General features: G+C 57.9%; 19 protein-coding genes. 5 read left to right on the top strand and 14 right to left on the bottom strand.

Annotation, left to right across the window (positions count from 1 at the left end):
- Nucleotides 1–60: 60 nt before the first annotated feature.
- From AC1DNK_RS22075 to AC1DNK_RS22050, 6 genes are all read right to left on the bottom strand, one after another.
- A complete protein-coding gene (locus AC1DNK_RS22075) occupies nucleotides 61–537 on the bottom strand; it encodes a hypothetical protein (protein ID WP_477943345.1) in 477 nt (158 codons plus the stop codon).
- Nucleotides 538–678: 141 nt separating this feature from the next.
- Nucleotides 679–1,326: a TetR/AcrR family transcriptional regulator gene (locus tag AC1DNK_RS22070; RefSeq protein ID WP_477943344.1), complete on the bottom strand. Its 648-nt coding sequence runs from the start codon at nucleotides 1,324–1,326 to the stop codon at nucleotides 679–681.
- Nucleotides 1,327–1,476: 150 nt separating this feature from the next.
- Nucleotides 1,477–1,938 (bottom strand): carboxymuconolactone decarboxylase family protein, encoded by a 462-nt coding sequence (locus AC1DNK_RS22065; RefSeq protein WP_477943343.1) that lies wholly within the window; start codon nucleotides 1,936–1,938, stop codon nucleotides 1,477–1,479.
- A 68-nt stretch (nucleotides 1,939–2,006) separates the two neighbouring features.
- The gene (locus AC1DNK_RS22060; protein WP_477943360.1) at nucleotides 2,007–3,212 is read right to left on the bottom strand and encodes an adenylate/guanylate cyclase domain-containing protein; all 1,206 of its coding nucleotides are present in this window, start codon (nucleotides 3,210–3,212) and stop codon (nucleotides 2,007–2,009) included.
- Between the two features lie 23 nt (nucleotides 3,213–3,235).
- A complete protein-coding gene (locus AC1DNK_RS22055) occupies nucleotides 3,236–4,867 on the bottom strand; it encodes an MDR family MFS transporter (RefSeq protein WP_477943342.1) in 1,632 nt (543 codons plus the stop codon).
- A 99-nt stretch (nucleotides 4,868–4,966) separates the two neighbouring features.
- Nucleotides 4,967–6,136 carry an HlyD family secretion protein gene (locus tag AC1DNK_RS22050; RefSeq protein WP_477943341.1) on the bottom strand — a complete coding sequence of 390 codons (1,170 nt, stop codon included), beginning with the start codon at nucleotides 6,134–6,136 and terminating at the stop codon, nucleotides 4,967–4,969.
- Between the two features lie 323 nt (nucleotides 6,137–6,459).
- Between AC1DNK_RS22050 and AC1DNK_RS22045 the strand changes: the two genes are divergently transcribed.
- Nucleotides 6,460–7,953, top strand: coding sequence for a mechanosensitive ion channel domain-containing protein (locus tag AC1DNK_RS22045; RefSeq protein WP_477943340.1), 1,494 nt, complete (start codon nucleotides 6,460–6,462; stop codon nucleotides 7,951–7,953).
- Nucleotides 7,954–8,853: 900 nt separating this feature from the next.
- On the opposite strand, the gene AC1DNK_RS22040 is transcribed toward AC1DNK_RS22045, so the two are convergent.
- The 5 genes from AC1DNK_RS22040 to AC1DNK_RS22020 form a co-directional block, all read right to left on the bottom strand.
- Complete coding sequence (locus AC1DNK_RS22040) at nucleotides 8,854–10,008, bottom strand: porin (RefSeq protein WP_477943339.1); 1,155 nt, start codon at nucleotides 10,006–10,008, stop codon at nucleotides 8,854–8,856.
- A gap of 666 nt (nucleotides 10,009–10,674) precedes the next feature.
- On the bottom strand, nucleotides 10,675–11,469 hold the full coding sequence (istB, locus tag AC1DNK_RS22035; protein ID WP_112386620.1) for an IS21-like element helper ATPase IstB: 795 nt from the start codon (nucleotides 11,467–11,469) through the stop codon (nucleotides 10,675–10,677).
- Nucleotides 11,459–12,979 (bottom strand): IS21 family transposase, encoded by a 1,521-nt coding sequence (gene istA / locus AC1DNK_RS22030; protein ID WP_112386619.1) that lies wholly within the window; start codon nucleotides 12,977–12,979, stop codon nucleotides 11,459–11,461. The genes istB and istA overlap by 11 nt, the downstream gene beginning before the upstream one ends.
- A 136-nt stretch (nucleotides 12,980–13,115) precedes the next feature.
- Nucleotides 13,116–13,418, bottom strand: a complete 303-nt coding sequence (locus tag AC1DNK_RS22025; RefSeq protein WP_477943338.1) for a hypothetical protein — start codon at nucleotides 13,416–13,418, stop codon at nucleotides 13,116–13,118.
- 98 nt (nucleotides 13,419–13,516) lie between these two features.
- Entirely contained in the window at nucleotides 13,517–14,206 is a 690-nt protein-coding gene (locus AC1DNK_RS22020; protein WP_477943337.1) for a helix-turn-helix domain-containing protein, read from the bottom strand.
- A gap of 385 nt (nucleotides 14,207–14,591) precedes the next feature.
- Between AC1DNK_RS22020 and AC1DNK_RS22015 the strand changes: the two genes are divergently transcribed.
- From AC1DNK_RS22015 to AC1DNK_RS22005, 3 genes are all read left to right on the top strand, one after another.
- Nucleotides 14,592–15,347 (top strand): SDR family NAD(P)-dependent oxidoreductase, encoded by a 756-nt coding sequence (locus AC1DNK_RS22015; protein WP_477943336.1) that lies wholly within the window; start codon nucleotides 14,592–14,594, stop codon nucleotides 15,345–15,347.
- 118 nt (nucleotides 15,348–15,465) lie between these two features.
- The gene (locus AC1DNK_RS22010) at nucleotides 15,466–16,965 is read left to right on the top strand and encodes a mechanosensitive ion channel family protein (protein ID WP_477943335.1); all 1,500 of its coding nucleotides are present in this window, start codon (nucleotides 15,466–15,468) and stop codon (nucleotides 16,963–16,965) included.
- 60 nt (nucleotides 16,966–17,025) lie between these two features.
- Nucleotides 17,026–18,180 (top strand): MFS transporter, encoded by a 1,155-nt coding sequence (locus AC1DNK_RS22005; RefSeq protein ID WP_477943334.1) that lies wholly within the window; start codon nucleotides 17,026–17,028, stop codon nucleotides 18,178–18,180.
- Nucleotides 18,181–18,203: 23 nt separating this feature from the next.
- Here AC1DNK_RS22005 and tehA read toward each other — a convergent pair whose 3' ends face one another.
- Complete coding sequence (gene tehA / locus AC1DNK_RS22000) at nucleotides 18,204–19,187, bottom strand: dicarboxylate transporter/tellurite-resistance protein TehA (RefSeq protein ID WP_477943333.1); 984 nt, start codon at nucleotides 19,185–19,187, stop codon at nucleotides 18,204–18,206.
- 3 nt (nucleotides 19,188–19,190) lie between these two features.
- Complete coding sequence (locus AC1DNK_RS21995; protein ID WP_477943332.1) at nucleotides 19,191–20,066, bottom strand: MBL fold metallo-hydrolase; 876 nt, start codon at nucleotides 20,064–20,066, stop codon at nucleotides 19,191–19,193.
- A 117-nt stretch (nucleotides 20,067–20,183) separates the two neighbouring features.
- Here AC1DNK_RS21995 and AC1DNK_RS21990 point away from each other — a divergent pair, with 117 nt between their 5' ends.
- Entirely contained in the window at nucleotides 20,184–20,759 is a 576-nt protein-coding gene (locus AC1DNK_RS21990; protein ID WP_477943331.1) for a PAS domain-containing protein, read from the top strand.
- Here the strand turns inward: AC1DNK_RS21990 and AC1DNK_RS21985 are convergent.
- Nucleotides 20,722–26,199 carry a trifunctional serine/threonine-protein kinase/ATP-binding protein/sensor histidine kinase gene (locus tag AC1DNK_RS21985; protein WP_477943330.1) on the bottom strand — a complete coding sequence of 1,826 codons (5,478 nt, stop codon included), beginning with the start codon at nucleotides 26,197–26,199 and terminating at the stop codon, nucleotides 20,722–20,724. The genes AC1DNK_RS21990 and AC1DNK_RS21985 overlap by 38 nt on opposite strands.
- Between the last annotated feature and the right edge of the window lie 95 nt (nucleotides 26,200–26,294).

Below are 26,294 nucleotides of genomic sequence, written 5' to 3'. Positions count from 1 at the left end.
CGTCGGATATAGTTGAAACACGTCACAATCGTTTCATTCTAGGCTTACCACCTCCGTAATTTAGTGCGTTCGATGAGCCGGTGGCTGCTCAGAAAGAAGCGAAAGAGTGCGGATCAACTGGAGTGCAGCGGAATCGTTTTTCTCCTGCCGCGCCACCTCATAGGCAGCGAGACAAAGATTTTGGAGCTTCGCTGAGGCCCGTCCCTTGTCTATCTCGGTGACGATACAGGTGAACAAGACATCACCTATAGACCGCCCCTTCATAACCACCAGTTTTGTCTTTCCGTCGGTTTGAAGCTCGAAGACTTCATGGATTGTATCGCAACGCTCGATACATGCGTAAATGGCCTGCGAGATTCTCGGACGGTCCTTCGAGCTAATACCCGCCAGGAACATGGCAACGGTGACACCAAGATGGCAGTCGTCCTCGTCTAGGCCGAAAAGCAGTGCCGCCACGTCATCAGCGATGACAATATCCTGGTTTGTAAACCATGTAATAAGACCGCTGCTGAGCTCCATAAAGTCAATGCATTCCATCGCAAGCTACCCGTAAAAGAGAAAGCGACTCGCGTTCGCATTTTTAACACTGTAGCGACTTTTTTGTCTGTTGCTAGAGTGCAGGAGAATGTCTTCTGGGGGTCGGCCCTATATCGGTCGCGGTAAAGCCCCAGGGAATGGTCACCGAAGTGACTGCAGCTCCCGTAAATACGCTATCGCTGCATGGCTGTACTGCCGCTTGACTTCGTCCCATTCCAACGAACGCATGATCGGGTCTTGACCTCGCACCTTGGTCAAAGCGGCGTTAGTAATGATTGAAAATATTACCTTTGCCGCCGTCTCTGCGGTCTGGTGCTCAAGTCCGGCAAGATGCGTAGATAGCCCAGCGTTGAACTGAGAGTATATCGCCGAGCGTACGTTCTGTCCCGTCTCAAGCATCTTTGGGCTGGCAGCGCGAGGATCGAAGAGAGCTCTGTGCAGCTCCTCGTCGCTGGAGAAAACCCCGATGATCGCTTCGGCAAACGCTTCGATAAACGAAGCTACATCGCGAGCTGACTCCGTTTCAACCGCTGACCTCACGGCCTCGGCGATACGGCCCGCGACGGCATCTTTCAGAGCATGCAAGATGTCGTCTCTTCCTTCGAACCGTCGATAGATATTTCCGATCGGAATTCCTGCCAACGACGCAATCCCGCCGATTGAAAACCCGTCTACCCCTTGCGCACGCAGTAGGGAATCTGCGGCGGCGAGAATCCGCGCTCGGGTTTCCCGGCTGCGATTTTGCTGTGGTGCCAGCCTTGAAGGAGGCTGTGGATCGAGCTTCGTCATGAAGCCTAGTACCATGCCCCCGCCCACCATGTCATGTGATTGCCGGCGTGTCAGGGAGCGAAAGCCACAGCGGCCGCGACACCATGGTAGGTAGTCGCGTCCGCCGGCCCGAACCGGGGCCGCCTGCTCCCGGTCCGCACTCATCCCGGGTTAGACTGCTTTGCTAGCGCCTTCGACGAGATGGGGAACACGGAAGCTGATCGCCAAGCGGTTCCAGACGTTGATCGCACCGATCGCAACGGTGATCTTCGTCATATCTTCTTCCGAGAAATGCGCCTTCAAAGCTTGGTAGTCGCTATCGGGCGCGCCTGTCTCGGCGATCTTCGTCACCGCGTCAACCCATCCAAGCAGAGCGCGTTCCTTCTCGTCGTAGACCGGCGACTCGCGCCACACGCACATTAGATTGATCCACTGTTCGGACATGCCGTCGTGACGGGCCTCCTTCACATGCATGTCGACGCAATACGCGCAGCCATTGATCTGCGACGCGCGCAGCTTGATAAGGTGGATGTAGCGGGCTTCAAGACCGCACTTCTGAACGTGCTCGTCCAGGGCGGCGACTGCCTTGTACGATTCAGGCGAAGCCTTGCCGAAGTTGAAACGTGGTTGCATTTTTCTTTTCCTTGGTTGGTTGCGCGGCGGCGCGTCGCGCCGCCGCAGGTCGGCGACGTCGTGAGGCCTCAATCGGCTTGTCGGTCCGACGTCGATATCGTGAAGAGCTCGATCGGTTCTTCGAATCCCTTCAGATGGTGGAATCTTGTGGAAACGACGCGTGTGGTGCCGACGCGCTCCCGAAAGGCGTCGGACATAAGCACGGCCTTTCCAAGCGTGCCGCATGCCGTCTGTATGCGACTAAGCAGGTTCACGTCCGGGCCGATGACAGTGAAATCGAGGCGTCTTCCGGAGCCGATATTTCCGTAACTTACCCTGCCGTAATGCAAGGCGACCGCTGCCCCGACGCTCACACCATCCACTGCGAAACCCGAAAGCTGGTCAAGTACCCGGTCTGTGGCCGCCAGCGCCTGTTCGCATGCCGCTGCCGCGTCGGAACTCGGAAAGAACGCCAGAACGGCGTCACCCATGAATTTGAGGACTTCCCCTCCATAGGTGGTGATAGCGGGTACGACCACGTCGAAGTATGCGTTCAGCAACTCCAGCACCTTCTCGGCGGGCAACTGGTTTGACAGCGCGGTGAAGCCACGGAGGTCGCAGAGCAGGAGCGCTGCTTCCATCGTCTCGATCTCACCCTGCCGAATGCGTCCCGCCAGAATACGCTGGGCGGTCATTGGCCCGATGTACACGTCGAGCAAGGATAGCTCGGCCTGACGCATTACCCGCATTTCGCATGTGTTCCGCAGCGCGGGAAGAATCCGCTCTATCAGTTGCACTTCCGAAAGCGAGAAACCCGATGGGCGCTTTGTCGCGAACACCGCCGCGCTGACAGGGCCATCGACATTGCACAATGGGGCGATCACGAGCTGCACCAGCGCTCTGTCCTCAAAGACGTCTATATGCTGCCACGGCCACTTCGTGTCATTCGCATCAACGATCATCGGCTCGCGCGAGTCCATTACCTGACGAAGCGGGCTGGTCGCGAACGCCATTTTCATGCCGTGCTCCCGGTCGTGGACCTCGACAGGTTCTCCAGGTGCCCACGCGAGCGTGCGGCCGAGGATTTCAGGATGCAGCGTCATCAGGTGAAGCGTCAGCCGGTCGATCGGTAGTCCGATCTGGCGCAGCCTCTTCCCGAGGCCAGCAATCAGCCCGGCCTCGTCTATAGAGTGGCATTCGTCGCCCGAAAGCCATTCGAGAATGGAAAGCACGGAAGACTGATCGGCGTTAAGGGCGGTCGCGCCCTTGTCTTTGCGCGTAATACGGTTCTGCATGGTGATAGTCATTGCCATAGTCCTCAATGAGCGCCTGCGCCGGAAACGTGGCCGGGCTTTTTCAGAAGAAGCGTGGCCAGCAGGGCAACAACAAGCGCCGCGCCGAGCAGGAAGAAGGTGTCACTGAACGCCATGATATTTGCTTGCTTGCGGACACTGCCTGCCATGGCGACCAGCGCCTTATGGGTGGCGGTGGCCTGGTCGCTGACACCGTGCGACATGAAGTAGTTGGTAAGGCGTGCGACACGAAGCCTCGTGGCTTCTTCGAAAACACTGACGGAGTTCGTAAGGATGTTCGAATGGAACTGCTCGCGTTTCGATATGAAGGTCTGCAGCGACGCAATCCCCACGGCACCCCCTAGATTTCGCATCATGTTGAACAAGGCGGAAGCGGAGCCTGCGTTTTCCTGCTCGATTCCAGCGGTTGCGATCGCAGAGAGCGGCGTGAATACCATCGCCTGTCCAACTGCGCGGACCACGTTGGGCCAAAAAAGCTGGTCACTGCCGTAGTCGCCTGTCATGTGCACGTTCATGAAATTCGATGCGGCAAAAAGCGCGAAACCGAAGACGATGAGCAGGCGCAGGTCAAAACGCTTCATCAACCGTGGAACCAGCGGGATCAGCAGCAGTTGCGGAATCCCCGTCCAGGCAAGAACAAGGCCGATCTGTTCAGAATTGTAGCCCTGGATACGCGACAGATATATCGGAAGCACGAACGCTGAGCCGTAAAGGGCGATCCCCAGCAGGAAGTTCGCGACAATACCAAAGCCGAAGTTCCGGCGAAGCAGCAGGCGCAGGTTCAGCAGCGGATGTGCGGTTCTCAGTTCGATGATCAGGAAGAGCGTAAGCGAAACTGCGGCGATGGCAGACAGACGCACAATGAAGTCCGAACCAAACCAGTCGTCTTTGTTGCCTTCTTCGAGGACCGTCTGGAGGGCCGCGAGACCGACCGACATCGTGACGATGCCCGGCCAGTCACCCTTTGCAAGCAGGCCAAGGTTCATCGGAGCGCGGTCGAGGGACGCCCAGAGCATTGCGATCATGATCGAGCCAGGGACCAGGTTAACGTAGAAAATGAATTCCCACCCATAATTCTCCGTCAGGTAACCACCGATGGTCGGACCGATCGCAGGGGCGAATGTGGCAGACAGCGCAAACAGCGCCAGTCCGATCGGCTGCTTCGGCTTAGGAAGAAGCGTGATGATAATTGTAAAAGCCATCGGGATGAGCACGCCACCCGAGAAGCCTTGGATCGCCCGCAGAACGATCATCTGTTGAAGGTTGACTGCGAAAGCGCAAGCCATCGAGAAAAGTAGGAATAGGACCGCGTTAACAAGCAGGTAATTGCGGACGGAGAAAACCCGGGCCAACCATCCGGAAAGCGGGATCACCACGATCTCGGCGATCAGGTAGGAGGTCGAAATCCAACCACCGTCGTCTTTGCCAGCGCCGATAGCGCCCTGGATGTCCGCTAGGGAGGCATTGACGATCTGAATGTTTAGGACCGCCATGAAAGCGCCGAGCGTCGAGCCGACAACCGCGCACCACATGCGCAGCGAGCTCATTTCCGGCTTCGATGGCGCAAGTGGAGCTGCTGGAGCTTGCCCGGCCTGCTGCGGCTTGTCGTTGTTAACTGCGAGCTGAAGAGTGGCCATGACTAATCTCCTTCCGGTTCGACCGGAATCTCTCACGACGATGGGTTGCTGATAATCGGGAAAGGATGGGTAGGACTGTCCGCCGCGAGCGGATAATCGCTACTTCTCCGAGGACTGTTGCGCTGCCTTGGTATCGATTTCCGGCTCGGCGGACATGCCAGACCTCAGACGGCCGGCGATCTCGTCGTTGTCGAGGACGATCTTCACGGGGATGCGCTGGACGATCTTCGTAAAGTTGCCCGTGGCGTTGTCCGGAGGAAGAAGCGAGAACTCGAGACCGCTCGCCGGAGAAATACTGTCGACGTGCCCCTTGATGTCGAGATCAGGAAAGCTGTCGACCTTAACGTCGACCAGTTGCCCAGGCTTCACGTAAGTAAGCTGGGTCTCTTTAAAGTTTGCTACGATGTAAACCGAGTGTAGCGGAACAACGGCCATTAACTGGGTGCCTGCCGACACGAACTGGCCAACCCGGATCGATCGTGCGCCGACGGTTCCGTCGACGGCTGCGACGATGTCGGTATACGACAAATTCAGTTCTGCCTGGCTCGCCACTGCCGCGGCTCGGTCGCGCTGTGCGACGGACTGGGTGCGTTGCGTCTCCAGAACGGGAACCTTGTTTTTGGCGGCAACAAGTGCTGCCTGATCGCGTTCGAGAGCGGCCGAGGCCTGGTCCATGAGCGACTGTGTCTGCTCTGCTTTCGACTGACTGCCCGCGCCGCTGACAATCAGGCGGGCGTTACGCGCGGCCTCCGACTTGGCGTAGACAAGCGAGGCGTTGGAAGCGTCGACTGCCGCTTTGGACTGGCCGATCACGGACTTCTGCAATTCGATCTGGGCGTCGATGTTTGTGATGGCTGCCTCTGCGGCCTTGACGTCAGCTCGAGCCTGATTGAGCGCCGCCTGGAAATCGCGATCGTCTATACGAGCGACTACCTGACCTGCTTTGACGACATCGTTGTCATTGATAAGGACTTCCTTGATATAGCCCGCCACTTTTGGGGCCGTCGTCGTGTAGTCAGCCTTCACGTAGGCATCATCGGTCGACTCGATAAAACGGCCGACGGTCCAATAATGGTTGCCGTAGTGCACTCCGTATGCCGCGCCGGCCAAAAGAACCAAAGCGAATATGCTCTTTTTTACGACTGACTTGCGCGATTTCGCCGGGGCTGCGGGAGCAGGCGTCTCAGCGGGGGCAGACGGGACGTCCTTGATCTTGCGATCGGCTTCTGCAGACGTCTCGAAGACTTCCTTGCGGGGCAATTCGACCATTGAAGTTCTCCTTCGTTGCGCCAAGAGCGCGGGCTGTTCTGATGAGCCCAAGATGCGCCGCTAGGTGACGATTGATAATCCGCTGATCTGTTGAAGCATCATACACTGAGAGCGGATAATCGGTTGAGCTGTGGACATCGCCGCCGGAAAGCGGCGGGCGAAATTATCGTGTCGCCTCCGTGCAAGACTTGGCCTTGTCTCACACGCTAGCGTCGGCATTCCCTGCGCGATCCGCAGCGTCCCTCACTTCGCGGTGGCTGCACGGACGGGCGACGATCTGAGACACATCCCCTTCCCGCGAGATACTGGAGCCAGCATCCCAGATGCCCTACGAAGTGCTATACGACTTCCGTATTCAGCTGTTCGGCCTCGTTGCCTTGAGAATTGCAACCCGCGTGTTCGGCAGGGCAACTCCTCCCATCAAGCTCTTCCTGAACGCGTCATTCTTCTCGGCGTTGACCGCAGTCCTGCTCTACCATCAGATCGCACCCTACGAGGCATCGCCCTCTCCCGGGTCGCGGGTCGTCGGAGCCAGTCAGGCGATCGGCAAGTCCATTTGGTGGATATCCGGGTCGATGCTACTTGTCAGCCTCATCCGGCTCTTTCTGGTTTTCGAGCGCACACCACGAGAAGGACGACTGCTTCAAGACGTCCTGGTCGGGCTGATCTTTGGGGGCACCTTCCTGTCGATCGCATCGAACGTGTTCAATATTCCAGTTGGCACGTTGATCGCGACCTCCGGGGTCTTCGCCATCGTTCTCGGCTTGGCGCTTCAAAACACGCTCGCGGATGTGTTCTCGGGAGTGGCGTTGAATCTCGGCAAGCCGTATCGGATCGGCGACTGGGTGGTTTTGGACGATGGAATACAGGGACGCGTCGTCGAAACGAACTGGCGCGCGACCCATCTCCTTAACGGTGCCAATGACCTTGTAGTCGTTCCGAACAGCGCATTGGCCAAGGCCAGAATTGTAAATCAAAGCAGCCCCGACGAAACACATGGCATCACGCTCAAGCTGAGAATGAAGCCAACCCACTCTCCCGCCACCATCGAAGACGTGATGCGCACGGTGTTGTGGAGCAGCAATCACATCTTAAAGCATCCCGAGCCTTCTGTTCGGATCACTGCACTGGATGCGACTGCCGTAGAGGTCGAGCTTGCATGCCGCGTCAGGGACATCACTCGCACCGTAGATGCCAAGAACGAACTCTTCGATCTTGTCTTTCGCCACGCTCGTGCGTCGAACTTGGCAATGGCGTCGACTGCCGGCTTTCCTGAATACCCCCCAGCCACAGTTACGGAAGCTCAATCCAGGGGAACGCCGTGGCGGCTGGTCAATTCGATCGCGATTTTCGCGGCGCTCTCTGATGACGAAAAGGAAAAGGTGGCGGAGACTTTGGTGAGGAGAGTCTTTGACAAGGATACCATGGTCGTGGCGGAGGGCGAGATTTGCCACGGCTTGTTTATCGTGCGGAGCGGCGTCGTCGTTGTCGAAAGGCAGCTTGCCGAGAAGGTGGTCGAACTCACCCGCCTTGCCCCGCATGACTGCTTTGGCGAACGAAGCATACTTTCGGGATTGCCGGAGACGGCGTCGAAGAGGACCCTGACGCCAGTGGTCGCTTACGAGATACCCTCGGAGGTTCTACGCCCAATCCTTACCGAAAAGCCGTGGTTGCGGGATCAGTTGCGAGCCCTCTCCCATCGTCACGCCGAGCATGATCACCACGTCATGGCCGAGTTGGTAAAGACTCCGAAGCAGCAGACATACTCCTTCGCTGACCGGATCAGGCACTTGTTCGATGCCTCGGAAGATTTGTGAGTGTAACATCTGAAGTCTGCCGGGGCTCGCCGCCATCCTGCTTCCGATTGGCTTGGTCGGGATGGGTTAGCCGGCGCGGTTCTACTGGAAGAGAACGATGATATTTTCTCAAAGTGGTGATGTCCGCTTTCGGCCCACCAAGAGCACGCTAGCATTCACCCCAACGAACCTGAACGGCGGATGAGAGATTTAAGGGAAGAGCCGCCCTCGCCTTTCGTGGTAGGCAAAGGAGGCTCGCATTGTGTCATAGACCGGGTCTCGCAATGAAAGGTCATTATGCGGCATATCCTCTCAACGATTGTTGGTCTCGTGATGATTTTAGCCGGAGCCTACACTTCGGTTTGGCTAATCCGTGAGAACAGCTTCTTTACAGCCTTAGCTTTCGGAATCCCGCCGCTGCTAGTCACCTTTGCGGGCATCGTCTTAACCTGGGAAAACTTTAGCAGCTGGATGGGCTGGAGGCAGTCAGAAAGGCGCTGAACGTTTCCGCGAATCTGCCAACTCGATGTGACGCGGAGTGCAACCCTTGCAACCAGAGCAGCCTTCGATATTCGCCAGACTCAAAGCGCCGTGGCCCAGTCTACCTGGTTCTAAACACGAACACTGCTAAAATGCCGAACGGTTGTTGCACATGTTTGCTTCATGACGTTTACGCTCCTCAAGGCTGCCTATCGATCAAAAGTAACTCGATGATGCAATCATAACGCGAAGACCCATTGCCAATTAGCTGCAGAACCGTTCATTGCTGCAACCACGGGACCGATACCATTGATCCCCTTGCCAAAGTTCTCTATTTGTCCCGGCGCGTGGAAAGATGCTAAGTCCGACCTAATGCCGCCACATCAGCCATCCGCTGTAAAAATGGCGGCGAATTGCCTTAGTGCGCTTTCGTCTATCGCCTCAAAAGTTGCGCTCAAGCCTGAAGAAGCCTTCCACCCAATCCGCATCCAGCTTGCCTTTGAGGGCATGGTCGCCGTAGTCTTCGCTGACATAGGTCGCAGTAGCCTTCGCGCTTAGCTCCGGCACCACCCGATAGTCCAACGTCACGCCTGCTCGCCAGAAATCGCCGTCGTCCCATGATCCATCAGCGTCAGTGGTGATGTTTTGATTATACTGCACGGCCGGGGTGACCGAAAACTTGTCGTTTACCGCAAAAGCGTACTGAGCAATGAAGCCCCACTCTCCGAGATTGTAGTAAGCGTTCCCGCCGTTCGCCCCCCGACCCAGTCCGCTGGACCAAAGGATCGCGAAGTCGAATTTGCCTTGTCCGATATCGGTGCCGACCCGCGCGGTCACCGCACCTTCATCGTTGCCGCTATCATAGCCTCCATACACGGCCCATGTGTACCCGCCGACCTTGCCACCGACGGAAGCGTCATATCCGGGACTGTTGCTGTAGTCGTCTGCGCCGGTGGTAAAAGGTCCGCCGAAGGACGTTCCAGTCCCACCTAGTTCTTCCAGGGAGAAGCCGCCGTAAAAATCACCGTTTTCGTACTGGAACCGAATTGCATTGAAATCGGTGGCATTCTTCATTGCCTCTGTTTCGCTTGAGAGGTCGTCATCCCACCAGTTCAGGAACTTGCCGACGCGGAAGCCTCCTAATTCAATGTACGCTTCCTCGATAAAGGTGCCGTCGAGGTTTTCACCGAGGTCAGTCGAAGCCCCGCCACCTGCCCCTCCGATAACGAGATCGCTGGGTCGATAATTCGACTCCAGCACAATCTTACTCGACAGCGTGCCGTAATCGGTTTCGTTTTTGGCGTCAAACCAGACCTTTGCCCGGGTCCGCGCTCCCCAATCTTCGGCCGTGTTGTTCTGGTAAGCGTCCCCGAATCCGAAGCCGACGTCGAAACGAACATAACCGCCGACGCGTAAACAGGTTTCGGTCCCAGGGATAGAGAAGTAACTGGTACCATACGCGTCGCAGACCAGAAGGTGTTCAACAGACTCCGGCTCTGCAGCCACAATTGCATCATCGGCTCTCGAGGGCAAATCAGTGAAGAAACCGCCCGATGCTGCTATCACAGTGAGTTTTACTAACGTCTGCGTTTTCATTTGACCCCCTCCAAATAACGGGCGAAGACATGGGGCGGAAAAGGCCTCATCCCGTTGGACACCTGCGACATCTCGCATCCTCGACGCCCTACCAACGCCGACAACTATGGGATTGGACGTTTAAGCCAAGCCTGGGGCTTTAAGGACCGGAAGTGCAAAGTCATCAAACTTTGAATACTTCTTTCACCAAACCTGCTTCTCGGCGGCGTAGAGTGGTCTTGTCCTCGCAGGGCTTGGATTGGCGGCCGCCGGAAAGCGACCAAGCTCCTAGCCAGTTTGAGGTTCGCCCTCTTTGAATCCCCCCCCGCTCGGTTACTCCCCGAGCGATTTGGCCCGCCTTTGGCGGGTCTTTTTTGCGCCGCAGACGATGGCGTCCTTGTCCAGCCAAGGTCTCCATCAGGCATTGACGAAGGCTGACGAGCGCAGCCATGGTTTCGGCGGGCGTGTCCAAGGCGATTGTCTTTGATCGAGTTGTCGCATCGGCCATTTTACCTGCCTTATTCACTTCGCGGGGCGACGATGGGCGCGGTTGGCCTGCTGGCGCAACTAAACGAAGGTATGTGGTGAGAGACAGGTTACTTCCAGGCGCATCTGTGTTGGTTTCCATGCGGAACTGAGCCGGTTTTTCCACCGAGAAGTGAGCCACCTCTCAGTATGGTTTTCTGATCAGGGTTTGGTCAAGGGATTGGCCTTTTCTCCTCTCTTCTGTGCTGCTGCGGCCGAGCTGGCCTTGAAGCGAAAGCTGTCATTTCCGGTTTCGAGGATATGGCAACGGTGGGTCAGGCGATCGAGCAGAGCGGTGGTCATCTTGGCGTCACCGAAGACCGTGGCCCATTCGCTAAAGCTGAGGTTGGTGGTGATGATGACGCTGGTGCGCTCGTAGAGCTTGCTCAGCAGGTGGAAGAGCAGCGCTCCGCCGGAAGCACTGAACGGAAGGTATCCGAGCTCATCGAGGATCAGCAGATCGAGACGGACCAGCGTCTCGGCGATCTGGCCTGCCTTGCTTTTGGCCTTCTCCTGCTCGAGAGCGTTGACCAGTTCGATGGTCGAGAAGAAGCGAACTTTTCGGCGGTGGTGCTCGATCGCCTGGACGCCGATAGCGGTCGCGACGTGTGTTTTGCCTGTGCCCGGTCCACCGACGAGGACAATGTTGTGCGCTCCGTCCATGAACTCGCATCGATGCAGTTGGCGCACCGTCGCTTCGTTGATCTCGCTGGCGGCGAAGTCGTATCCAGAGATGTCCTTGTAGGCGGGGAAGCGCGCAGCCTTCATGTGATAGGCGATCGAGCGAACCTCACGTTCGGCCATTTCGGCTTTCAACAACTGGGACAGGATCGGCACGGCCGCATCGAAGGCTGGGGCTCCTTGCTCGATCAGGTCCGTGACCGCTTGGGCCATGCCATACATCTTCAGGCTACGCAGCATGATGACGACGGCGGCGCTGGCAGGATCATGACGCATTGCGGCCTCCTGCTATCCGGACGCGCAGGCCATCGTAGCGTTCGACGTTGGCCTTGGGTTCGCGCAGCAAGGTCAGCGCCTGTGGTGTGTCGATATCGGGACCATCAGTGGTTTTGCCGTCGATCAGTCGATGCAGTAGGTTCAGCACATGCGTTTTGGATGCCACGCCCGCATCCAGGGCCAGTTCCACAGCGCGAAGGACGACCTGTTCGTCATGATGAAGGACGAGAGCAAGGATATCGGCCATCTCACGATCACCGCCGGGGCGGCGAAGCATCTGGTCCTGCAACCGCCGAAAGGCTAACGGTAATTCCAGGAAGGGCGCACCATTGCGCAAGGCACCGGGCTTGCGTTGGATGACCGCAAGGTAATGCCGCCAGTCGTAAGTTGTTCGTGGCGGTTTGTCGTGGCTGCGTTCTATGATCCGCTGATGTTCGCAGAGGATATTACCCTCGGCCACCACGACCAGTCGCTCCGGATAAATCCGTAGGCTGACGGGCCGGTTCGCAAATGATGCAGGCACGCTGTAGCGATTCCGTTCGAAGGTGATCAGGCATGTCGGTGAGACCCGCTTGCTCTGTTCGACGAAGCCATCGAAGGCGGCAGGGAGTGCCATCAATGTCGGCTGTTCTGCGGACCAGACGTCTGCGATCGTGCCGGGCAAGGTGCCGTGCGCTATGTCGCGCCACAGATCCTGGCAATGCTGTTCCAGCCAGGCATTCAACGCCGCCAGATCTGGAAAGTCCGGCATCTGTTGCCAAAGTCGCGGTCGGGCATCCTGAACATTCTTCTCGACTTGACCCTTCTCCCAACCTGCGGCGGGATTGCAAAACTCAGGCGCAAAGACGTAGTGGTTCGTCATAGCAAGGAAACGGATATTGACCTGCCGTTCTTTGCCACGACCGACACGATCAACCGCGGTCTTCATGTTGTCGTAAATGCCGCGACCAGGTACGCCGCCAAACACGCGGAACCCGTGCCAGTGGGCGTCGAAGAGCATCTCGTGCGTTTGCAGCAGGTAGGCTCTGACCAGAAACGCCCGACTGTGCGATAGCTTGATGTGTGCGACCTGAAGCTTCGTACGCTCGCCGCCGATCACGGCATAATCTTCACTCCAATCGAATTGGAATGCTTCGCCAGGCCGGAAAGACAGCGGAACGAATATGCCGCGGCCAGCCGTCTGCTGCTCAACCCGCCACTCACGGGCGAACGCGGCGACCCGCCCATAGGAGCCGGTAAAGCCGAGAACCACCAGATCGGCATGAAGCTGCTTCAGCGTTCGGCGCTGTTTGCGCGATCGCCCGGCCTCGGTCTTCAGCCAGCCGGCGAGTTTATCAGCAAAAGGATCAAGCTTGCTCGGCCGTTCCGGTACCGTGAACGTCGGCTCGATCGTACCAGCGCTCAAATACTTCGCGATCGTGTTGCGTGACAGCCCGGTGCGCCGGCTGATCTCGCGGATCGACTGCTTCTCGCGCAACGCCATCCGGCGGATGATGTTTAAAAGTCCCATGTGGATCACTCCGTTGCCCCCGCCGCTCGCCGCATTGGGGAAAGGTTCACATGGCTCAATTCTCAATGGAAATTATGCGCCTAACCGGCTCAGTTCTGCGTGGAAACCAACAGCCATGAACCTGTCCGAATTGCATTCACTGCCCCAGCCACTGATATTCTGCGACCGAAGCCTTGCCCGATTTCTTGTCGTAGAGACAGATCAAGTTCACCATCTTCTTGGATTTTGGGTTCTTCTCGCGAAGCAGAACTGCGATCTTACCGGTAGCATCATCGAAAACGACCGGCGCGGTAGCTTCTGGCGATACCATGCGAGACTGGCCGATGCAGGTCCCGTTCGCCTTGGCGAAGAGGGCGTTCCAAGCTGCGTCACTCGAGGCGTTGGCCAGCGGCGCGAGGGCAAGCAGGGCAACGGCTGTGGCGAATGTGGTTTTCAGCATCAAGGATTCCTCAATTTCGTTTCGAGTCGCGCCGGATGTCGGCGGTCCGTTGTTCGCGGCGAACGATGGCAGCATGGTGGCCGCCGATGTCGATATCCTCAGAGTAGTTTCAGCTTGTAAGCTGCAACGACAGCCTGAACCCTGTTGGTCACTCCTAGCTTCTTGATTGCCGTTTTAAGGTACGCCGTAACCGTGTGGCTACTTAGATCCAGGATGATGGCGATTTCTTCGCTGCTTTTCCCGGCTGCCGTCCAACGGAGACACTCGATCTCCCGCGGCGAGAGAAGCTTGTTCTCGACAATGCCTCTGGTGAGATCGTCCAGCGCGGTCATCAGATCGAACACGAGATCAGCGAGATCTGCTTGCGAACAATCCGATCCAGAGAGCATGAAAAGGAACTGTCGGCCCCTGGCGTCGTGCAGAGCTATGCCAAGATTGCAGGCGAAGCCGTCGTCATAGAAGACCCCGGCAATCTTGCTGACGACGCCCTCCTTCTCCGCACGAGCGAAAAGAAGTTGCTCGGACAAGACCGGGAGAACGCTCTCCTTCAGCTTTGCGATGATCTTGCTCTGGCTGAACATGTCGGCCGATCGGTAGCTTTGTAGCAAATCGCCCGGCCAATTGCTTGTGATCAGGTTTTCGAGAAGGCCGCCACGCTGCAGCTCCGGAAACATGCAAGCAAGATAGAAGCGCAGGCGAAACCTCTCCGCGACCTGTCGCAGCGAACTCTCGAAGGTCTCAAGACGACGGGGCTCCTTGGCCCAGAAATGGTGGTCGTGGTGGCTCATGACTTATCCCCCGTCTTTAGTACCACGACCTTGTCTGGCCTGCTGTGAGTTCATGTTAGACGGAGACGCACGGAATGGCTGGCGTCTCAAATATTCCAAAATTGGGGCATTGGGCCCGTTCATCCGAGCACTTATTTCGGGCACGCGGCGGACCTGAGCGACCACCCCCGCTTAGTCCGACGAGGGCTCCCGTCACGAGGCGGGAGTCCATTTTTCATATCCGACGTAATCGAAAGCCTTTTCTGGGGGTGGGAGCTATATTCCGCTCCTCGCCAAGCGGCCAGATAACATAGAGGGCAGAGCGCCCCAGGTCGCTCTTCTCAAAATTACTAGCCCAAGCGTGCTCTGGCCGAATGCCTTTGCACGTTTTCACATGGAGAACAGAATGACTAAGAGACTTGAAAACAAGGTCGCCATCGTCACAGGCGCCAACAGCGGGATCGGCCTCGCCACCGCCAAGCTATTTGCCGCCGAAGGCGCGCACGTCTACATCACAGGGCGACGGAAGGAACACCTCGAAGCCGCAGCCGCCGAGATCGGAGCCAACGTTACTGCTGTCAACGCAGACTCAACGAAGATGGAAGATCTCGATCACCTGTTCGCGAAGGTCAAGGCCAACCACGGCCGACTGGATGCTCTCGTCGTCAATGCAGGTGGCGGCAGTGTGCTTCCTCTTGGGCAGATCACCGAGGAACAGGTGGACGACACCTTCGGCCGCAACGTGAAGGCCGTGATCTTCACCGTGCAAAAGGCGCTGCCGCTTCTTGGCAAAGGCTCGTCCGTCGTCCTCATCGGCTCCACCACCAGTGTCGAGGGTGTGGAAGCGTTTTCGGTCTACGCTGCTTCGAAGGCGGCGGTCCGCAACCTCGCGCGTTCATGGGCGCTCGATCTCAAAGGCACGGGCGTGCGCGTGAACGTGCTGTCGCCTGGGCCGACCCGGACGCCTGGTCTCGTGGAACTCGTTGGCGACGACAAAGTAGCCCAGCAGGGCTTCCTGGACTCGTTCGCTTCATCGATCCCGCTTGGGCGCGTTGGTGAGCCTGAAGAGATTGCCAAGGCGGCTCTCTTCCTTGCGTCAGACGACTCCAGTTTCGTAAACGGCGTCGAACTCTTCGCCGATGGCGGTAAGGCTCAGGTTTAATTTCGCTCGGGTGGCCCGGAGGGCCGCCCACCCCGCTCTCGTTTACGTCTCCTTCTTGACGAGAGCGCGACTTCCAAGGCCAATTGCGGGTATTGAGACAATCAGGCGAAGTGACGCAATGAACTTATACGGCGCCCTTCTCGACCCGATCACGCAGTTCGCGGGGCTAGTCATAGGCCTTGTTGGGGCAAGAACCCTTGTCCGCGGTCACCCCACCCGCCGCTTCATCGTCCATATCGCCTTTTTCGCACTCCTGACCATCTTACTTGTCGGTCACGACGTGGCCCCATGGACAACCGTTCTTGGTGACGAGGGCCTGACCCACCGGACTTTCATCGGCGTCGCCAAAGCGACTTGGTGGGCTGGCGGCGCGATGGTCCTTGCGAGTTCGGTCCGCGTGTTTCTGATCTTTGAACGGAAGCCGCGAGAGGGCCGCCTCCTCCAGGATCTGCTAGTGGCCTTCATTTACCTCGGCGCTGCGCTGTCGATCATCGCGTTTGTTTTCGATCTTCCGGTACGAACCCTCGTCGCGACGTCCGGCGTATTTGCCATCGTTCTCGGTCTAGCTCTCCAGAGTACGCTGAACGATGTCTTTTCCGGGATCGCACTAAACCTAGGGAGGCCATATTCGGTCGGCGACTGGATCGAGGTGGAGGGTGGCGTCCGCGGCCAAGTGGTCGAGACGAATTGGAGGTCGACGCACCTGCTGAACGATACCAACGACCTCGTAATCGTGCCCAACAGCACACTTGCCAAGGCCACGCTGACAAACCTCACCGGAACAGATGCCGTCCATGGCTCGAAGGTCATCATCAAGGCATTGCCGACGAGGTCGCCGGCGGCTATCGAGGAGACGATGAGGACCGTTCTTCTGAGCGCGAACTCGATCCTCACGTATCCGGCGCCGTCGGTCTCTGTGACGGGCCTCGACGGCTCAGCGGTCGAGGTCGAGCTCTCCTTCAAGGTGGCCAGCCTCGGCCAAACAGGGATCGCCAAAAACGAGATCTTCGACCTCGTCTATCGGCATGCTAAGGCCGCAGGCATCCAACTATCGACCGCGGCGAACGCACCGATGGTAACGTCGCCAGTAGAAAACTCAAAGCACCCCGGAACGCCGTGGCGCCTGCTGACATCGATCCCGCTCTTCTCGGCGCTTACAGAAGACGAAATGGAGACCGTGGCGAACAGCATGAAGCGCTGCACGTTCAAAAAGGGTGTGGTCATCGCTCCGCAGAACGCCTCGATGACGTCCTTGATGATAGTTCGTAGCGGTGTGGTTGCGGTCGAACTCGATGACGAAGATGGCGGGAGCGAAGAAGTGACCCGGCTGGCTCCCGGCGACCTTTTCGGAGAACGCGGCGTCCTGATGGGTGCTCCGGAGCCAGCCACAATGCGTGCCCTCACCTTCGTCGTCGTATACGAAATCTCGAAGGAGCACCTCGCAAATGTGATGCAGGAGCGTCCAGCTCTCGTTGAAGAGCTGAGCCAGCTGCTGGCGAAACGCGTCGAAACCCAAGAGCATTTGAAGGCCGACGGTCGTGATCGTGCAACGGCTCATCCGGTTTCGCTGGCGGCTAAGATACGGCATCTTTTCGGTGTGCCCGGATCAGCCGCTTGACGGACTCTCGCGCGACACCATGTCCATGACACGAGTCGAAATCCGACCGGGTTGACGTTCATGAAGCCGCATCAACGAATTTTCTTCATTCAATTTGCAGTGGCGACCTCTCTCGGCGCTTTGGTGTCGCGGTTCCCGGATCTTCAACGCAAATTCGATCTGACAGAGGGGGAACTCGGACTGCTGCTCGTTTCGCTTTCGACGGGTGTTCTGGCCGGGCTCACGTTTTCCGTTCCCCTCATCGAGAAGCTCGGCGCACGGGCCAGCGCATACGTCACTGTACTCGGAGCAGCGCTGTTTTTCGCTCTAATCCCCTGGATGTCTAGCGCTTGGGCGGCGGCCCCAGTGATGTTTGCGGCCGGGATATTGACGGGGGCATTCGAGGTCAATGCGAACATCGAGACCGATCGTCATGAGGCGATCTTGGGACGGAGGATAATGAGCCGCGCGCACGGGATGTGGAGCGTCGGCTTCTTCGCGACCGCCCTTCTCGGAGCTGGCATGCGACAGGCCGATGTCTCGATGGAACTGCACAACCTCGCCGTCTTTCTGGTCGTGGCAATCTCGGGATCGATCGTCTTCTCAAAGATTTCGAATGCGCCAGCACGCCCCGGCGGCGACACTGGTACGGTCCCAACCATCGCATTTCCGACACTCGCACTCCTTCCACTCTGCCTAATAGGCGCGGCTCCGCTGCTTGCCGAGGGCGCAGGCGTAGACTGGTCGGCGATATACATGCGGGACGTCTTCGAAGCCGCGCCGTTCATCGGTGGCCTTGCGGTCGCGATCTTCTCGTTTTTCATCGCGATTGGGCGACTCTTCATGGACCCAGTGGTGGACAGCTACGGACCCCGCTCCGTGGCGGCCAGCCTACTCATCGTGGTCGTCGGGGGGCTTATAATTGTGGTGCTGGCGCCTCACCCAGTCGTAGCTCTGATCGGCTTTGGCCTGATGGGTCTGGGTTGCTCGTCGGTCTATCCGCTAGCGATCTCGGCAGCCGCCCGGCGGACCGACAGATCGCCTGCGATCAATGTCGCGTCGCTGGGCCAAACGACGTTCCTGGTATTCTTCGCTGGTCCGCCTCTCCTTGGATTCGTCGCGGAGCATATCGGGATCCGGTTTTCTTATGGCGCCGTGATCCCGGTTGTGCTTGCAGCTTTACTTGTCACGAAGGAGCTAGCGAGCAGGCCGCAAGTCGAATTGAGGCCTTCCTAGCCCGAATACGCGCGACCTCCCCGCTACTCTGCGGGCCGTGCATGTGAGACGGTCAGGAGCCTCCCCTGCACCACGAGCGCTATCGTGCCTATTGCGATAGCGCCGACCACAACGTTGGCGAAGAAGAACAGGTATGGCGCCAACTGGCCGCCGATCCCGTCTCCGCCGCGCGAAGCCATCCTCATGGATGCCGCCGCCAGCGCAGTCGTCCCGAGCGTGGCCGCCCAATAGGAAGGTGCGAACGGCTGCTTCATGATCCAAGGCACGACGCGAACAAGAAGGGCCACCTGCAGAAGGCAGTAGCCCAGCAGTCCGTTGGCAAACAGATCTGGTGGGCCAGACGTCATGCTCAGGTATGCGGCACATGCGACTGCGGGCGGAGCCAGAACGATGCCAAGCGTTGGACGAAGTGCTGGAGCCATTTCCGGAGCGGTCAGCAGACGCTGCAGCAGGACGGACTCGGTAGCGGCCCACGTAAACATTCCGGCGCCGAAAAGAAGCTGCGCAAGCCCCGTGTAACCGAACGAGCCGAGGACAAGTGACGATACGAGTGAGCCTGCCACCGTCGGAAGGTACAGGATGGCCGTCGTCGCCTCGTGATCGCGGCCGCCGCGCCACATGACCCCGGTTCGCCATGTGGCAAAGAGGATCGAGAACGCCATGCCGAGGAACAGCAGGGCGACGGCTATCGCATGGGAGTACGGTAAGACTGCACGCGCGACTAGCATCGTCGCCACGCCTGCGAGACCAATGAAGCAGCAATGGATCGGGTGGTCAGCCTCCTCCAGCGCCTCCTCTCTCGCAAAGATCCACTTGGCGGCGAAGAGGATGGTGATCGTCACCCAGACGGCGATAGCGACGACGTTTATCGCCTCGCCAACCTCAGCGGGAAAACCCCAAAGTTCGTGCGCCAGCCTCCAGTCGCCGCCGAGTCCGGCGAGACCGAGCACCATCCCATACATGCCTGCTGGGACCCTGGGCAAACGCGGATGAGCACGATTTTGCATGGTCTAATCCTTTTCGAACTTGTAGGCCGTGCCCTTCCGCGCGACGTAGCCGAGCCCGGGATATGTCCAGTGGTAGCCGAGGATCCGGAGTTTTTCATTCGCCGCCTTGTCGAGAAGCACCGCTCGGTTTGCGAGCGCAATGTCCGGCTCCGTGTCGAACCCGAAATGCCAATGTGGATTTTCAAGTGAAACGATGTTGTTTGGAATGACATCGCCCGAGAACAGCAGATTGCCGTCTCCGGCGACCTCGATCGAAACGTGGCCCGGCGTATGTCCGCGTGTGCCGACGACGCTAATCCCTGATACGATCTCGTCGCCAGGCTTCACCATCGAAAGCCTATCCTGGACGGCGAACAGATCTCGTTGGGCGCCTCGCGCGAACTCGTGGAGCGGTTCAGGCATCGCCTTCTCGTAGTCAGGGTTCGTCCAGAACGACCACTCGGCTTCGCTCACGTAGTAGTTCGCATTTGGAAACAGAAGCGATCCGTCCGCACGTGTCGTTCCGCCGGAATGATCGGGATGGGCGTGCGTGAAGACGACTTTGGACACCGAAGCCGGGTCCACCCCGATCGATGCCAGATTGCTTGCGAGCCTGCCGTCGCTCGGTTGGAAATTCCCCCCCGCCCCAACGTCGATAAGGATAAGATCGTCGCCGTCCCGGATCAGTGGAATGTTGGTCGGCAATGGCGCGCTACTATCGTCGCCCCCAAGCCGATGGAGAATGTTCCTGCGCTCATGCGGCGTCGCTTCGGGCATGAGAATCTCGGAAGGGAGCGTTATGTAGCCATCACTCAGAACGGTGATGTCGAAGCGCCCGTGCTTCAGCGTGCGAAAGCCATTCGTATTGCTTTTGGGCAGGCTCGTCTCATCGGTCGCCATCGGAAACTCCTCTCGCAGGTTCGTGCCACCTGGCCTTCCCGGCCATCGATAGTACGATAGCGGAACTCGGAGGCGAGTGCGTTCTTGTGAGAAGTTGTTAGATGGATCGCTCTGAAGTTGAAAATTCCGAAGCAGGGTTTTACGAGGTTACAGGTGAGGATCGCGTGGGGGTTGAAGTCGATGGGCATGGGGGGACAGCCGTGTACGGGCGCAGCGGAATTCGAGGAGGCCGGGATATTCACCTGGAATGTCGGCGCCGACATGGTCTTTGGCGACAGTACCATCGCCACGCTATACGGATTTGCGGTCGATACGTCGCTAGGTGGCCAGAAGATGTCGGCCTATCTGGATCGCGTGCACCCTGACGACCTTGGCGCGATTGCGCTAAACATTCATGAGGCCATCACGACGGAAGCTCCGTATCACTGTGAATATCGCGTGCGTGATGGAAACGAGGAGTATCGTCCGGTGGCATCGTTCGGGCGCTGTTTCCGCAGTGTGGACCGCGAGACGACCCAGTTTGCGGGGATCGTGTATCCACTCTGCCAAGGCACCTTGCCGTTGAATCCGCTTCATGAAGCCTGTCAGGCTGCAGTGGAGGCAGCACGGCAGTCGGGGCGCCAGGACGTCGCTGCGAAGCTCGCAGAGATCGCCCTCACGCTGAACGAAAGACCTCGCCCGATTTCACCGTGAAGGTGAACGTGCTTCCGCGCGATTGCCTTGCGGCCACCGAGAGCTTGCCACCATGGGCTTCAACGATCGAGCGGCAGATCGAAAGTCCCATCCCGAGACCGCCGGGTTTCGAGGTGAAGAAGGCGTCGAAGATCTGATGTGCTTTATCAGGATGGACGCCTGGCCCGCTGTCTCCCACCGACACCAGGACGTCCCCGCTTAGCGTTCGTCCGGAACTTACCCATATCTGCTTTCCGGTCTCGTCTCCGGAGTTGATGGCTTCGATGGCGTTGAGGATCAGGTTCAGCAAGACCTGCTGCAGCTGTATGCGGTCTCCGACGGCAAATCCCGTGGTTTCGTCGAGCGAAGTTTCGAGCAGGATGCCGTGGCGCTGAAGCTCGCCGCGCGTCAATGCCAATACGTCGTGGATCATTGCATTGACATCGACCTTCTCCATCACAAGTGGCGACTTCCTGGCAAGTGCACGAATACTGGTGATCACGTCTCCTGCCCTATGACCATCGCGAATGATACGTTCTGCAGCGTCCCTCGCCTCGGCGATGTCGAGCTGATCGTCGCTCAGCCATCGTAGACATGTGGCTGCATTCATCACGATGGCCATGAGCGGCTGGTTGACTTCGTGCGCGATGGACGCCGTCATCTCCCCCAAAGCCGTGAGCCTTCCGGCTCTTGCGAGCAGCTCCTGTGCTTCCTCCATCTTCTTGAGATCATCGATGTCGATGTTGGTGCCGTACCACTTGATAATCGTTCCGCGCTCGTCCCTCATCGGCGTAGCCCGGATCAGAAACGAGCGGGCCACGCCGTCGAAACGGATCATTCGGCCTTCTATTTCCCCGGCCTCGCCCGCCTCCAAGACCTCCCTCCACTTGCGCGCAACCTTGCCGATGTCGTCCGGATGGATCGCTCGCGCCCACCCATCACCCATGGACTGCTCCCGCGTTAAGCCAGTGTAGTCATGCCATTGCTTGTTGAAGCTCAGAAGGGTGCCATCGACGTCGCTATTCCATGCGAGCGCGGGGATCATGTCGTATGCCAGCCGAAGTTCTTCAGCAGCGCGGCGAGCGCGTTCCTGCGCATCGTTCGCCCCTTTGTACAGGGCAGCGTTCTCGAGAGAAATGGCAGCTTGCGATGCAAGAAGTCGAAGGACCGCGACCTGGTCTTCGGTGAAGAGGTTCGTTGAGAGGCCGTTTTCAAGATAGAGGATGCCCACAAGCTGCTTGAGCTTTACGATGGGCAGGCAGAGTATGGAAGTCGAAGGCGCTTCTCGTACGTATGGGTCATGGATGAACGGATGGTCGTTTTGAATACCATCCAGAATAACGACGCTCTGGGTTCTTGTGACGTACGCTAGTATCGTTTCCGGGAGCTGACGCTCGAAAGTGTGAAGTTCTACTGATATCCCGGCGTCGTTGGTGACCGCTTCGGCAACGATGCTGATCTCTCCCTCGTGTGGCAGCAGGAGCAACCCCCTGACCGCGCCGGAGTGTTCTACCACAGTCACCATGAGACGCTCGATGAGACGGTCAAGCACTATCTCTCCCGACACGGCCTGCGACATCGCGACGACTGCGGAGACATCGATGGGTTGCTGTTCCGTCCTGATGTTGTTGATCTGGTCACTATGGCCCTGCGCATTCGAACGTTCTTCATCAAGCCACCGTACCTTCGCCGTGGCGCCCCATGCTGCGTAGCAAGCTCGGGCGTTACCAAAGAAGTTCTCGGACGTCGTCATGAGGCCATTTCGCGCACAGAAGCGCCAGGCGAGTTCACTCGCGATCGCCTCGGTCTGAACGAACCCATACTTGCGAGCAGACTTGATTGCTTGTTCGTAGAGTTCGAGCGCTTCGATGCGCCGGCCCTCGATACGAGCCACTTCCGCAGCAAGAAGCGAGCTACGGCTGTTAAAATTTTCAGGACTGCTCTTCGCCCAGACGTCGATCTGCGATTGGTGGTGCCTGATGGCCTCAAGGTGCACTGAGATTTCTTGCTCCAAGCGGCCGATTGCATAAGACGCATGGGCGAGAGCGCTATAGAAATGGAAGTCAGCGATCTCGATAAAGGACCTTACGTCGACCGCGTTTTTTGCCTCCTTTGCTGCACGAAGCGCCCCTTCGAAGTCGCCACCGATGAATTTCGCCTGAATCCGATTAATCTGGTACCATGTGAACACGATCTTCAGCCGGGGACCAGACTCCCGTAAATGCTTTTCGAATGCCGCCCGCTCCGGAAGGTCTTGGGTAGCTGCTTCCGCTAAGCCCTCGCCTCGTAGGTCTTCAATAAGAAGCAGTTGGCTGATTGCGGCATCAGCTGCGAGTGAAAATCCGGTCTTTTGTGCCGCGCTAAGGAAGCATTGAGCGTCCTGCTGCACGAGGTCGAGGTGCACACCGCGGAAAAGTAGGTGGGACACCATCGCTTGCGCGGGGGTAACGCTGAACACAAGGTCTGCAGCGGCGACGGCCACATCCATGGACTGGCGCGAGTATCTTTCCGATCCCGGTAGATGCTGTGTCCATGGGACGACAAAACATCCATAGCACGAATATACACGAGCCTTGAAGCGATCAAGCCCGTGACTATCAACCAAATCCAGACCAAGCCGCCCGAACGCACCACCAGACTCATAGTCGCCATATCTCAGGCCGAGCGGAATGATCACGGAGACGTATGCGTAGCAGGATGCGTCGCAATTCCCGAAACGGAGGCTAAGGGAAACCATTTGAGCGTAGATTAGATCTTCGAGATTTCCATCGGTAATAATTGCAGGCAAAATGGTGTAAGCGAGCACTTCCATCGCGGCCAGCCATTCCGGATCGCTCATCTGCGGTAGCCGGACAAGGCTCTCAATATGCCGCCCATCCAGCAGAGTGTATACCTCCGCGACGCCATCACGAACTTCGCTGTCGCTTGGATGTGAGGTCCAATCGATACCGAAGTCTCTCAGATAGTCGAGCGCGACCGCGACCGCCTTGGCCTCATCTCCGCGGGTCAAATACAGCGAAGACCGAAGACCAACGACGGCTCCTCGGTCGACAGCGTTTCCCGCCCTTGTAGCCAGGTCGCCAAGGTGGCGTTCAGCGACGTCGTTTTCGCCTGAAAGATACTCGCACTCTGCGGTAGCCAACTCGATTGGAAATCGAAGCGAATATCGATCCCATTCTGACTCCTCCACCAGCTTCAAGGCCGCTCGAAGGTACGTCAAGGCCGACTGATAGGCCACAGCTGCCTTTGCCCGCAAGCCAGCTTTAAGGAAAAGCTCTGCGATCCTTTCGCGCTCACTTGAACGCAACGCCCGTTCCATGCCGCGCCCCAACTGGTCCGCCACTTCGAATACGCGCTTGTGCAAAATGTCTGCAGGAAGCCTGTCCATCAACGCACGACCGATTATGAAGTGCATATGGCTGCGTTCGGCCTCCGGCACCATTCGGTAAGCGGCTTCCTGCACTCTGTCGTGCACCAGGGCGAAATCCTCATCGGTCCGAACCAGCAGTCCACCTTCGACCGCATCCCAGAGAATACCCACGACCTCTTGCTTGGGCTTACCTGTTATAACGGAGAGAATTGTAGCCGAAGCACCGTTGCCGAGGCAGGACATAAGCTTCAGGATCTCCAGTGCCCGAGGCGGAAGGCGCCCTATTTTGGACACCACGAGGTCCGCTACGTTGTCTGTAATCCGCGTGGCTCGGATTCGGTCCTCGTCCCAGGTCCACCCGCCATTCTGATGATCGTGGAAAAGCGACCCCTCGATTTCAAGCGCCTCCAGGAAATGCAGAACGAAAAACGGATTTCCTCCCGTTTTCTGCTCGATCAGCGTCGCCAAGGAGGCAACCGATCGGTGCCCCTTTTGGAACGTGTCGGCAAGAAGATCCTTGATGGCACCGTTGTCCAAAGGGCCAAGCCTAATTTCGTCGAAATAGCAGACCCCGGCGCGAAGCGCCTCACGAGCGCCAAGCAAGAGGTGGCCCGGCCGGACCTCGTCGTCGCGATACGCGCAGATCAGCAAGAGGTTAGCAACGTCCTCCCCCAACATGATCTTTTCAATGAGCTCGATCGTCGCGAGATCCAGCCACTGGACGTCATCGATAAACAGGATCAACGGATGCTCGGGGCGCGCGAACACTTTGACAAACCGCCGAAAAACTACATTGAAGCGCTTCTTCTCTTCATGGGGTTGCATTTCCTGAGCGGGCGGCTGCTCGCCGATCACGAGTGTGAGTTCAGGAATTAGATTGGTAATGAGCTGACCGTTCCGTCCGAGTGCCTCCCTCAAATCGGAACGCCAGCGGGCAAGTTCCGCGTCTCCGGAACCAAGGATCTGCCTAACCAAGCCACGGAAAGCCTGCCCGATGGTGGTGTAAGGAATGTCGCGGGAGTATTGGTCGAACTTCCCTGATGCAAACAGGCAGTCAGCTGACGTGAACGATTTGCGAAGCTCGCGGATCAACGACGACTTGCCTACACCTGCCACGCCAGAGACTAGCGTGACAGCTTTCCCATGCTGCGACCGCACGAAATCGAACGTGCTGTTCAAGGCGCGGATTTCGGACGAGCGCCCATAGAGTTTCTCGGGTATGGGCAGATGTTTCCCTGCATCTGCAGTGGCAACTTCGAAATCTTCGACGCAGCCTGTCGAAGTCAAACTGTTCAAGCAACGTCTGAGATCGCTCTCCAATCCCCCAGCTGTCTGATAGCGATCTTCGGAATTCTTGCTTAAAAGCTTCAGCACGATGGCTTCGAGCACAGGCGGGACCTGCGCATGTCGTTCACGAGGTGGAATAGGCCGACGGGCAACGTGCGAATGTATCCACTCCGTGGCGTCGGCCGCCATGAAAGGAAGTTCTCCTGTAAGCATCTGATAGAAGATCACGCCAAGCGAATACAAATCGCTTCTATTGTCGACAGGACGCTTCATCCGACCCGTTTGCTCGGGCGAAACATACGGAAGCGAATCAAGCATGGCTTGAGGGATGGCAGGCAACTCGCACAATGTCGTTTGTGGCCCGGCCTTTCCAAAAGCCCATAAGCGAACGTGTCCACAATCGTCTGCGAGAAGGCGGTCCGGACGCAAATCCCTATGGATCAAACCCCGCTCGTGCACCTGTTTCACGGCGGCAGCTGCACTGGTGGCAATTGCGAGAAATCGTTCGATATCGAATGGCTTGCCAAGCTCACCAGTGAGAGGATTACCTCCGCCGTCTTGAAGTACGAAAAACTCGCGCCCGTCGACGCGTTCAATAGAAATAGGTACTGCGGCCCATTTTCCGTCGAACCTGTCAACAAGCGAGAGAGCTCGTTCAGACCGCTGGCGACATTCGTTTACTGTGTCGGGCGAGGTTGCAGTGACTAACAAAACTGATGCACCGCCATCCTGCGGAACACCGCGATAGAGGGCGCTGAGCGTGTCCTCCCGCAACAGGTTCAACTGGTATCGGGATAAGTCCATCACGAAGCTCCGGTTCGCCCGGGACTGGGGGCGCCTCGTGATACTAGATGAATTCTGGGGACGCGCCACGGCCTATCGGCACTCATCAAATCCCC

The organism is Rhizobium sp. 01N424, from assembly GCF_056399485.1.
The sequence above is the reverse complement of the archived record's forward strand: the minus strand, read 5'-3'. Positions and strand labels throughout refer to the sequence as shown.